This is a genomic window from Roseibium sp. RKSG952, from assembly GCF_009711355.1.
In genome coordinates this window covers 90,059-99,795 of the sequence record NZ_SMMF01000944.1, presented here as the reverse complement: position 1 = coordinate 99,795, position 9,737 = coordinate 90,059, and the positions used below count along the sequence as shown (strand labels likewise).

General features: G+C 61.3%; 9 protein-coding genes. 4 read left to right on the top strand and 5 right to left on the bottom strand.

Going from position 1 to position 9,737, the window contains the following annotated elements; genetic code table 11:
- Positions 1–260 precede the first annotated feature (260 nt).
- Complete coding sequence (locus E1297_RS30005; RefSeq protein WP_155144658.1) at positions 261–674, bottom strand: tellurite resistance TerB family protein; 414 nt, start codon at positions 672–674, stop codon at positions 261–263.
- Between the two features lie 213 nt (positions 675–887).
- Here E1297_RS30005 and E1297_RS30000 point away from each other — a divergent pair, with 213 nt between their 5' ends.
- Positions 888–2,549 (top strand): lysine--tRNA ligase, encoded by a 1,662-nt coding sequence (locus E1297_RS30000; RefSeq protein ID WP_155144657.1) that lies wholly within the window; start codon positions 888–890, stop codon positions 2,547–2,549.
- Here the strand turns inward: E1297_RS30000 and E1297_RS29995 are convergent.
- Both E1297_RS29995 and E1297_RS29990 read right to left on the bottom strand, forming a co-directional pair.
- Positions 2,543–3,550 (bottom strand): thermonuclease family protein, encoded by a 1,008-nt coding sequence (locus E1297_RS29995; protein ID WP_155144656.1) that lies wholly within the window; start codon positions 3,548–3,550, stop codon positions 2,543–2,545. The genes E1297_RS30000 and E1297_RS29995 overlap by 7 nt on opposite strands.
- Before the next feature lie 13 nt (positions 3,551–3,563).
- On the bottom strand, positions 3,564–4,220 hold the full coding sequence (locus E1297_RS29990) for a helix-turn-helix transcriptional regulator (RefSeq protein WP_155144655.1): 657 nt from the start codon (positions 4,218–4,220) through the stop codon (positions 3,564–3,566).
- 220 nt (positions 4,221–4,440) lie between these two features.
- On the opposite strand from E1297_RS29990, the gene E1297_RS29985 reads away from it, so the two are divergent.
- Positions 4,441–4,785: a DUF952 domain-containing protein gene (locus E1297_RS29985; RefSeq protein WP_155144654.1), complete on the top strand. Its 345-nt coding sequence runs from the start codon at positions 4,441–4,443 to the stop codon at positions 4,783–4,785.
- On the top strand, positions 4,782–5,876 hold the full coding sequence (locus E1297_RS29980; protein WP_155144653.1) for a quinone-dependent dihydroorotate dehydrogenase: 1,095 nt from the start codon (positions 4,782–4,784) through the stop codon (positions 5,874–5,876). The genes E1297_RS29985 and E1297_RS29980 overlap by 4 nt, the downstream gene beginning before the upstream one ends.
- Before the next feature lie 196 nt (positions 5,877–6,072).
- Here the strand turns inward: E1297_RS29980 and apaG are convergent, their stop codons facing one another.
- A complete protein-coding gene (gene apaG, locus E1297_RS29975; protein ID WP_155144652.1) occupies positions 6,073–6,465 on the bottom strand; it encodes a Co2+/Mg2+ efflux protein ApaG in 393 nt (130 codons plus the stop codon).
- Between the two features lie 174 nt (positions 6,466–6,639).
- Here apaG and E1297_RS29970 point away from each other — a divergent pair, with 174 nt between their 5' ends.
- Entirely contained in the window at positions 6,640–7,269 is a 630-nt protein-coding gene (locus E1297_RS29970; RefSeq protein ID WP_155144651.1) for a CDP-alcohol phosphatidyltransferase family protein, read from the top strand.
- A gap of 205 nt (positions 7,270–7,474) precedes the next feature.
- Here the strand turns inward: E1297_RS29970 and E1297_RS29965 are convergent, their stop codons facing one another.
- Positions 7,475–9,715 (bottom strand): FAD-dependent oxidoreductase, encoded by a 2,241-nt coding sequence (locus tag E1297_RS29965; protein ID WP_155144650.1) that lies wholly within the window; start codon positions 9,713–9,715, stop codon positions 7,475–7,477.
- Between the last annotated feature and the right edge of the window lie 22 nt (positions 9,716–9,737).

Here is a 9,737-nt window from a genome sequence, read left to right as displayed (position 1 = left end):
CCGCCCGCGGCGGGTTTTGGGCTGGGTAACGACGAGTGCAATGTGCACCGCTGCGTGAAAATCACGACCGGCAAGTCGCTCAATCTGCAGCGATTTTGACATTCAATCCCTTATGGCGACCCGAACCTGGCCGTTGCCTTGTGGCCCTTCGCGGCTGAATCCACCAAGCTCAAAATATCGGAAATAGTCAGGAAACCCGCAATGCCCGCCCCGGCAAGACAGGCTGTGTCTCCGGGGCGGCTGCAACGGGCTATGGCTGGTCAGAGCGTGCGGTGGCGGGCCTGGGCAGCACGCTCGATGGCGGCAACCGTGAGCTTGTCGAGGTCAAACCGGTCGCGCAGCATCTGGAGAAGGCGCAGCTCTTCCTGGCGCAGGTCCAGATCCGCAGCCGCCACATCGACGGCAAGGGCGTAGGCCGTGTCGTAAAGGCGCTTCGGGATCGTGTTCGCGATCAATTCCAGCAGCGAATCCAGTCCATTGGATTCTTGCAGGATGTCACCGCAGCGCTGGGCGGCCGGAAGCACGTCATTGTCGTTATAGGCCGTGAAAACCGGCAGGGTCTTGACCATCTCGCCGATCGACGACAATTCGGCGTCGGTCATCTTGTTGTCGGCCGCCGACATGATGACCATGACGTAGACCAGTGCTTCCTGAATGCTTAATGCGTCTTTCATAATGACTTTCTGCCTTTTAAACGGCGCTGCGCGTGTGTTCTCCTTGAGGCATAGCCGCTCCTTGGGGAAGCTTCAAGTCAGGCAAGGGCGACATTTTATTGACGCGGGGCCGGCACTTTTCTAGTGTCGCCGCGCTCTGCCGGGGGACCCTTGAAAAACTGTCCGGCACGCATTCCCTTGAATTTTACCCGAAAACAGAACTGTACCACCATCATGACCGATCAATCCCTGCCGACACTGGATCTTTCGCCTGAATGCGTCGCGGCGGCCCAAACCTCCAAAGCCTGGCCGTTCGAGGAAGCGCGAAAACTGGTGAAACGCATCGAGAAGCGGGATCCGTCGCGTCCGGTTCTGTTCGAGACCGGCTACGGCCCGTCCGGCCTGCCGCATCTGGGCACATTCGGCGAGGTGGCCCGCACCACCATGGTGCGCACCGCCTTCCGGCTGTTGACCGAAGACAAGATCCCGACCCGGCTGATCTGCTTTTCCGACGATATGGACGGGATGCGCAAGATCCCGGACAATGTGCCGGACAAGGCTGCGCTGGAACCCTATCTGCAAATGCCGCTGACCGTTGTTCCGAACCCGTTCGGCGGTGAAGAGAAAAGCTTTGCCGGCCACAACAACGCCATGCTGTGCCGCTTCCTCGACACGTTCGGCTTCGAATACGAATTCATCTCGGCAACGGACTTCTACAAGTCCGGCCAGTTCGACGAGGTGCTGCTGCGTGCCGTCGAGCGCTACCAAAAGATCATGGACGTGATGCTGCCGACCCTCGGCGAGGAGCGTCAGGCGACCTATTCGCCATTCCTGCCGATCTCGCCGAGTTCGGGCCGGGTGCTCTACGTGCCGATGAAGGATGTGAACGCCAAGGACGGCACGATCACCTTCGAGGACGAAGACGGCACGGATGTCACCCTGTCTGTGACCGGCGGCAACGTGAAGCTGCAGTGGAAGCCGGATTTCGGTGCCCGCTGGGCCGCCCTTGGCGTCGATTTCGAGATGTTCGGCAAGGATCACGGCCCGAACATGGCCGTCTACGACAAGATCTGCAAGGTTCTGGGCGGGGTTGCGCCGGAGCATTATGTCTATGAGCTGTTCCTGGACGACAAGGGCGAAAAGATCTCCAAGTCCAAGGGCAACGGCCTGTCGATCGACGAGTGGCTGACCTATGCACCGTCCGAAAGCCTGGCGCTCTACATGTTCCAGAAGCCGCGCACGGCAAAGAAGCTGCATTTCGACGTGATCCCGAAGGCGGTGGATGAGTATTACACCTTCACCACCAAGTTCCCGGCAATGCCCGTCGAACAGCAGCTCGGCAATCCGTCCTGGCACATTCACTCCGGTAGCGTGCCGGAGCTCGACATGCCGGTGCCCTTTGCGATGCTGCTCAATCTGGTGTCGGCGTCCAATGCGGAAAACAAGGACGTGCTGTGGGCCTTCATTTCCCGCTATGCGCCGGGGGTGACCGCCGGGACGCATCCGCATCTGGATCAGCTGGTCGGCTTCGCGATCCGTTACTTCGACGATTTCGTCAAGCCGAACAAGTCGTTCAAGACGCCGGACGAGGTCGAGCGGGCCGCTCTTGAGGAGCTGGATGCCAAGCTTGCGGCCCTGCCTGCGGATGCGGACGGCAATGTCATTCAGGACGCGGTTCTGGATGTCGCCCGCGGGATCGAGCGCTATCAGGATCCGAAGAAGAAGGGCCCGGATGGCGGCCCGGGCGTCTCGGTTGCCTGGTTCTCCGCGCTTTACCAGCTGCTGCTTGGCCAGGAGCGCGGGCCGCGGTTCGGGTCCTTCGTGGCGCTTTACGGCATCACCGAAACCCGGGCGCTGATTGCCAAGGCGCTTGCCGGTGAGCTGAACACTCAGTAAAGCGGCGATCCGGTCTGATACCCTCCGGTCTCGGGCAGGGTGTTACCGGGCCTCTGGGCGGCGGCTGTTCCAGCCCCGCTCAGGGGGGCCGTGTTTTCAGGCTCGTTGCCGGTCGCGGCGTTGTCTTCGGCGGGATCGGGAAGATCGAACGGGCTTGAAAACGAGCCGTCGAGCAGGCTCTCGCCGGTCTCTCCCAGAAACTCGGCAATGTCCGGGGGAAGGTCAGCGCCCGGCGGAACCGTCGTCCCGGCCACGGGCTGGTCGAGAAGGCCGATCCACTCCGACTGCCATTGGCCGATCTTGCGTTCTTTCGCCTGCGCCTCCAGTTCGTGATAATGGGCCGGTGCGGTGCCGGATGCCCGCGCCCAGCCGTGCTCGACGAGCCATTCTCCCAAATTGATGCTGCGCCGGGTACACACCGCCGTGATTTCGCGAGGACCCGTTTCCGCCTGCTTTTCGCAAGTGATCGCAAACATCCGTACCAGCCCGCGCAGGGAGGTCCGCGCCCGGGCGCCGCACGGCCAGGTTCCGCCAAGACGGGAGAGGCAGGTCTCATCGGCGGCGAGCGGCTCGATCCCGGCGAGGCGGATGGTCAGGTCGTCTGTTTTCAAAAGCCCCGCATTGATCACCTGCGGGCGCCGGATGTCGAGTGGGCCGTCGGGAACCGGTTCGATGGGCGGATTGAGCAGGTTCTGATAGGTGTCGGAGGGCGCGACCCGCTTCAGGCTGCCCGTCACTGCGGGGGTGCTGACCCCCTCGGGTGAGACATTCCGGATCTGCGACGGCAGGGGTACCTGTCTTGCGGCGGTGGCACCTGCGGTGGGGGAAACCGTGTTTTCCGGTTGGCGTGCGGGCGTTCCCTTGCTGCTAGTGTCGGTCAAGCGAACGTGCCGGCCGGCGGTTTCATCCGGTTTGCTCAAGACCAGCCACCCAACGGCAGCAGCGCTTGCCAGCACAACGAGGACCGGACCGGCCAGAGAGCGTAACGATAATCTTGCCATGATCCATTCCGGGCTATTGGCTGGCCCATATGATACGCGCAATCCATAAGATATCCGAGTGCTGAATGCAGGGGGGCGTGCCGTTACCGGCCAGGCTCTTGAACTCGGTCCGTGAGGCGGTATGGCGATGGAGGATCAGAATCGTCAAGGTGCCATCAGCGGTCTTGACGATCACCCGGTCGCCGCGCCGGATCGCGGAGCCTGGCTGGGCAACCACAACATCACCGTCGCGATAGACGGGAAGAAACCGGTCTCCGGCGACCTCAAGCGCGAACAGGCCGTTGCAGGCCGGATCCGGAAAGGCGATGTTCTGCCAGTCCGACCCTGACGGCACCCCGCTCCGGTCGAAGGCTTCCGGCAGGGCGGCCTTGTCCAGACCGGCAATCGGAACAAGCCGGCTGCCGCGGGAGCGCTCATCAGGGGGCTGGCTGCGGTGTTGAGTGCTGTCCAGGAACTTCATGAACTGGAACGGGGTTTCTCCCGTTGCTTCCAGCACCTTGGCAAGCGACTCTGTCGAGGGCCAGCGCGGGCGGCCGTCACTGGCAAATCGTTTCGACGGGTTGAAGGTGGTCGGGTCAAGGCCTGCGCGGCGGGCAAGGCCGGAGGGTGAAAAGCCATGCCTGACGGCCAGCGCGTCAATGGCTGCCCAGACCTGTTTATGGGATAGCATGACCGGTCTCCAGGAAAACCCTTCGCAGTGAGCAGGAATAAATGCCTGAGACGCATTCTATCGAGGCAGGAATTCCTGTCAAAGGCCGAGAAAGACCCGCTGAAACCGGCTTTTTGAGGGCGCTGCGGCAGGCCGGTGAGCGATGCCGGATCAAGCCTTGAAAGGCGCACCGCCTTCCGATAGGTGGACTTCGGAACACAGACAGGGGCAGCGGAACCGAATGACCATCATTTACAAGATCATGCCGGAAGCGCTCTGGCGGGATGCCGAAGCAGGCGGAACGTTTGACGGTGCGCCGGTGGATGTTGCCGACGGCTTTATCCATTTCTCGACCGCTGACCAGGTGCGTGAAACGGCCGCCAGGCACTTCAAGGGGCAGAGCGACCTCCTGCTGATCGCCTTTGAGGCGGAGGTCTTCGGGGAAGCGCTCAAGTGGGAGCCGTCGCGCGGTGGCGCGCTGTTTCCGCATCTTTATGCCGGCGTGCCGGTGGACCGGGCCTTGTGGGTCCGGGCCCTGCCGCTCGATGCGGATGGAAGCCATCGCTTTCCGGAGCTCGGTCAATGAGCAGATCCCTTCTTGAACGGTTTGCTTTGGCGGGGCTGCATCAACTGGACGCGGAAACAGCCCACAACGTGACACTCAAGACCCTGAAGGCGGGGTTTGGCGGCTGTTTTGCAGGCGACCGGGATCCGCGCCTGAAACGTCAGCTCTGGGACCTTACCTTCCCGAACCCGCTTGGCATGGCAGCCGGCTTTGACAAGAACGGCGATGTGCCCGATGCGGTCCTGCGTCTGGGGTTCGGCTTCACCGAAGTCGGATCGGTCACGCCGAAACCGCAACCGGGCAATCCGAAGCCCCGGGTGTTCCGCTTGCCCGCCGACAAGGGCGTGATCAACCGGTATGGTTTCAACAACGACGGCCATGAGGCCTTGCGGGCGAAGCTGGAGGCCCGCAAGGCCAAGGGCGGCATTGTCGGGGTCAATGTCGGTGCCAACAAGGACGCGAGCGACCGGGTCGCCGACTATGTGACGGGCATCCATGCCTTTGCCGGTCTTGCGTCCTATTTCACGGTCAATGTGTCATCCCCAAACACACCGGGCTTGCGCAATCTTCAGGCGCGCGGTGCTCTTGCCGAATTGCTTCAGGGCGTCATGCAGGCCCGGGATACGGAAACCCTGAAAATTGGGCGCAAGGTTCCGGTCCTGCTCAAGATCGCCCCCGATATCGTTGATGAGGACCTGCGCGATGTGGTCGAGGAGGTGCTCGACAAGGCTGTCGATGGCCTGATCGTCTCCAACACCACGCTTTCGCGCGATGGCCTTGCCGACACAACAACCGCAAAGGAAGCCGGCGGCTTGTCTGGTACGCCGCTGTTCCGGCGGGCGACCATTGTCACCGCGAGGGCGCGCAAGATGGCAGGACCCGATCTGCCGATCGTCGGGGTTGGCGGGATCGACAGTGCGGACACGGCCTGGACCAAGATCACGGCCGGTGCCGACCTGTTGCAGGTCTATTCGGCACTTGTCTATCAGGGGCCCAAGCTGGCGCGCGACATTCTCGAAGGCCTGTCGGCAAGGCTCGACCGGGAAGGTGTCACCGATCTGCGTCAGGTGCGCGATGCGAACCTTGAAGCCTGGGCGTCGGCGGAGCCTTGAATGGCATCCTCGCCATAACCTTCGAATGTGCCTTGCATCTCCCCGGTCATCCCGCAAAAGCCAGCGGCTTCATGCGGGATCTGAGGGCCGGTGCGCCAGCGGGTTCCGTGGATCTCCGATCCCGGCTCTGCGCTTTTCTTGGCCGGGATGACGAAAAGGGGGGCGAAACCAGCCTCTTTGGGCTTGGCAGACCGTGTCAGTTCATGCTGCGCACCGCATCCGGCAGATCGAGCGAGAAGGCGGGAATGGCAACGTCGAAGCGGGTGCCGTCGTCGCGTTCCATTTCGTAGCTGCCTTCCATGAAACCCGAATCGGTCGAAAGCGGGCAGCCGGAAGAATACTCGTACGTGTCACCCGGTGCCAGAACAGGTTGCTCGCCAACCACCCCCGGCCCACGGACTTCCTCGACCCGGCCCAGCCCGTCCATGATCCGCCAGTACCGGTTTTTCAACTGCACCGTCTGGTCGCTGATATTCTTGATCTCGACCATATAGGCCCAGATGTATTCGCTCTTTTCCGGTGCGGACTCGTCGTCCAGATAATATGGCTCGACAGAGACCTCAATTCCGTTTGTCACGGCTCGATACATGATTGCCAGACGCTCCGCTCCCGTGCGGTTTCTCGTTTACCCACACATTCCCAAATTCCGCGCCGCTTATAGGACCGATGACGCATCCGTGAAAGGGGCTGTCTTGCTGATTGCATCCGATTTTCGCATATCTGCCTTCACATTTCGCTTGAACCAGAGAAACACAGCCCCTTCATGTTCGACGCCAAGGTCCGGCCCCTCATCGATCCGCCCCTCAACGCCCTCGGGCGCCTTCTCGCCTCCCGGGGCATTTCGGCAAACGCGGTCACCATCGCAGGTTTTGTGATCGGCCTTGCAGCCGCAGTTGCGGTCGCGTTCGAAGCCACAATCGTGTCGCTGATCCTGATCGGCCTCAATCGGATCGCGGACGGGCTCGACGGTGCCGTTGCCCGGGCATCCGGCAAAAGCGATCTGGGCGGCTATCTCGACATCGTGCTCGATTTCTTCTTTTACGGCTCGATCCCATTCGCCTTCGCCTTGCACAACCCGGAGGCCAATGCGCTGGCAGCTTCAGCCCTGCTGCTCAGTTTCTACGCCAACGGCTCGGCCTTCCTGAGCTTCGCGATCATGGCGGAAAAACGCGGCCTGAGCACCGCGCGGCAGGGCAGCAAGTCGCTCTACTATCTGGGCGGGCTGGCCGAGGGCACCGAGACGATTGCCGTCTTCGTGCTGATGTGCCTCTGGCCCTCCGCCTTTGCAGTGATCGCCTGGATCTTCGCCGCCGTGTGTTTTGTGTCTGCTGGTGCCCGGGTGTTGATCTCCGCGCAGGTCTTGCGGTTTAACGCCGAAACCTCTGAAGACTGAGTTTAAACACGGCAATTCGGCCCATTGTCATTCCCTTCGTGAGGGACAGGTGAATTTAGGCGCGAAGTGCAACGCCGTTCAAGCTGAACAATCTGCAGAGATCTCTGGAATCATCATTGCCCGGGCTGGTCCCTTGGACTCAAAAAAAATCCGCCGCGCGGGAGGCGCGGCGGATCTTGGGTTTCAAGAAGCTTGAAGACGGGGCTTATGCCGCTTCTGCAGCTTCGCTGTCTTCGGCGGTCTCGGCTGCAACCTGTGCCTTCGGCGGGAACTTGCCGTAGTAGGTTTCGCCGGTCTTGGCCATTTCGCGCAGCTGCTTGTTCGGCTTGAAGCGCGGACCCCACTTGCGGGTGAACTTCTTGCAGAGCTCCACGAACTCGGCCGTGCCCATCATGTCGATGTAGCTCAGCGTGCCGCCGGTGTAAGGAGCAAAGCCGAAGCCGAGGATCGAGCCGACATCAGCTTCACGCACGTCGGTCAGGCAGTTTTCTTCAAAGATGCGGGCCGTTTCAAGGGCCTGCATGACCAGAAGACGCTGCTTGAGCTCCTCAACGTCGAAAGTGTCTGCGGACTTCGGCTGGCCGACAACGTCCGGGATCCCCGGCCACAGGCTCTTTTCCTTGCCCTTGTAGTCGTAGAAGCCCTTGCTGTTCTTGCGGCCGAAGCGCTCCTGCTTGATCACCATCTCTTCGAGAATGTTGTCGAGCGGGCCTTCAACATACTTGACGCCAAGGTCCTTCTTGGTTGCGGACACGATCTTCCATGCAAGGTCGAGGGCCACTTCGTCGCCGAGCGACAGCGGTCCGACCGGCATGCCGGCCATGCGGCCTGCATTTTCGATCATCGCAGCCGGTACGCCGTCGGCCAGCATCATCAGGCCTTCGCGGACATAGGTCATCACCACGCGGGAGGTGTAGAAGCCACGGCTGTCGTTGACGACGATCGGGGTCTTCTTGATGGCCTTGATGTAGTCAAGGGCCATGGCAAGCGCGCGGTCAGAGGTCTTCTTGCCCATGATCACTTCGACCAGCATCATCTTGTCGACCGGCGAGAAGAAGTGAATGCCGATGAAGTTCTTCGGACGCTGGGATGCCTCGGCAAGCGAGGAGATCGGCAGGGTCGAGGTGTTGGACGCGTAGATCGCCCGCGACTTCATGACCGCTTCCGCCTTCTCGGTCACGACCTTCTTGATGTCGCGATCCTCGAACACGGCCTCGATCACCAGATCACAATCTGCAAGCTGGTCGTAATCGGTGGTCGCGGTGATGCGGTCGAGAACCTTCTGCTTCTCGTCTTCCGTGGACCGGCCGCGCTGGACAGCCTTGGTCAGGATGCCGTCGGAATGGGCCTTGCCCTTGTCGGCAGCTTCCTGATCGCGGTCGATGAGAACCACGTCGATTCCGGCCTTCGCTGTGACATAGGCAATGCCTGCACCCATGAAGCCTGCACCCAGAACGCCGAGCTTCTTGATCTTGTTCGGACGCTGGTCGACAGGGCGGCGGGCCAGCTTGTTCAGCTCCTGCATGGAGACGAACAGGGACCGGATCATGTTGCCGGCTTCCGGCGACTGAAGCACCTTGGTGAAGTAGCGGCTTTCGATCTGAAGCGCCAGGTCCATCGGCACCTGCAGACCTTCGACAACCGCGTGCAGCATGTAACGGATGCCCGGGTAGTTGTCGAAAGTTTCCTTCCGGTAGATGGCGTTTGCAGCCGGCCAGAACTGGAAGCCCTTCGGTGAATAGACATTGCCGTTCGGCAGCTTGAAGCCCTTCTTGTCCCACGGCTTGACCGGGTCAACACCGGCAGCAAGCATCTTCTTGGCAGCTTCGACAAGCTTCTTCGGAGCTGCAACGTCGTCGACGAGGCCGAGCGACTTTGCCTGCTTTGCCCGCAAGGTCTTGCCCTGCATCAGGAACTGCATGCCCTGCTGGCCGTCGACCATGCGCATGACACGCTGGGTGCCGCCGGCACCCGGGAACAGGCCGACCTTCACTTCCGGCAGGCCGATCTTGAAGCTGTCGTCGTCGGCTGCGATCCGGGCATGACAGGCAAGGGCCAGCTCGGTGCCGCCACCCATGCAGTTGCCGGTGACGGTGGCCACAAACGGCTTGCCGCAGGTTTCCAGCTTCCGGTAGATCAGGTTCAGCTTGCGCGCGCCTTCAAACAGTTTCTCGGCAGCTGCTTCCTCGTTCTCGGCCTTTTCTGCCTGATACTGCTTCAGCAGGCCTTCCAGCATGGTGAGGTCGGCACCGCCGGAAAAGGCGTCCTTGCCCGAGGTGATCACCACGCCCTTGATGGCGTCGTCCTTGACGATGTCGTCGACGAGAACGTCGAGGTCTTCCATGACCGACAGATCGATCACGTTCATGGACTTGCCCGGCATGTCCCAGGTAACGACCGCGAACCCGTCAGAATCGGTTTCGATGGTGAAATTCTTGTAAGCCATTGTTTTTATCTCCTCCGCAAAG

Excerpts from the sequence above, each read along its gene's own strand:
- E1297_RS30005 (WP_155144658.1), bottom strand. The coding sequence starts at position 674 with ATGAAAGACGCATTAAGCATTCAGGAAGCACTGGTCTACGTCATGGTC.
- E1297_RS30000 (WP_155144657.1), top strand. The coding sequence starts at position 888 with ATGACCGATCAATCCCTGCCGACACTGGATCTTTCGCCTGAATGCGTC.
- E1297_RS29995 (WP_155144656.1), bottom strand. The coding sequence starts at position 3,550 with ATGGCAAGATTATCGTTACGCTCTCTGGCCGGTCCGGTCCTCGTTGTG.
- E1297_RS29990 (WP_155144655.1), bottom strand. The coding sequence starts at position 4,220 with ATGCTATCCCATAAACAGGTCTGGGCAGCCATTGACGCGCTGGCCGTC.
- E1297_RS29985 (WP_155144654.1), top strand. The coding sequence starts at position 4,441 with ATGACCATCATTTACAAGATCATGCCGGAAGCGCTCTGGCGGGATGCC.
- E1297_RS29980 (WP_155144653.1), top strand. The coding sequence starts at position 4,782 with ATGAGCAGATCCCTTCTTGAACGGTTTGCTTTGGCGGGGCTGCATCAA.
- apaG (WP_155144652.1), bottom strand. The coding sequence starts at position 6,465 with ATGTATCGAGCCGTGACAAACGGAATTGAGGTCTCTGTCGAGCCATAT.
- E1297_RS29970 (WP_155144651.1), top strand. The coding sequence starts at position 6,640 with ATGTTCGACGCCAAGGTCCGGCCCCTCATCGATCCGCCCCTCAACGCC.
- E1297_RS29965 (WP_155144650.1), bottom strand. The coding sequence starts at position 9,715 with ATGGCTTACAAGAATTTCACCATCGAAACCGATTCTGACGGGTTCGCG.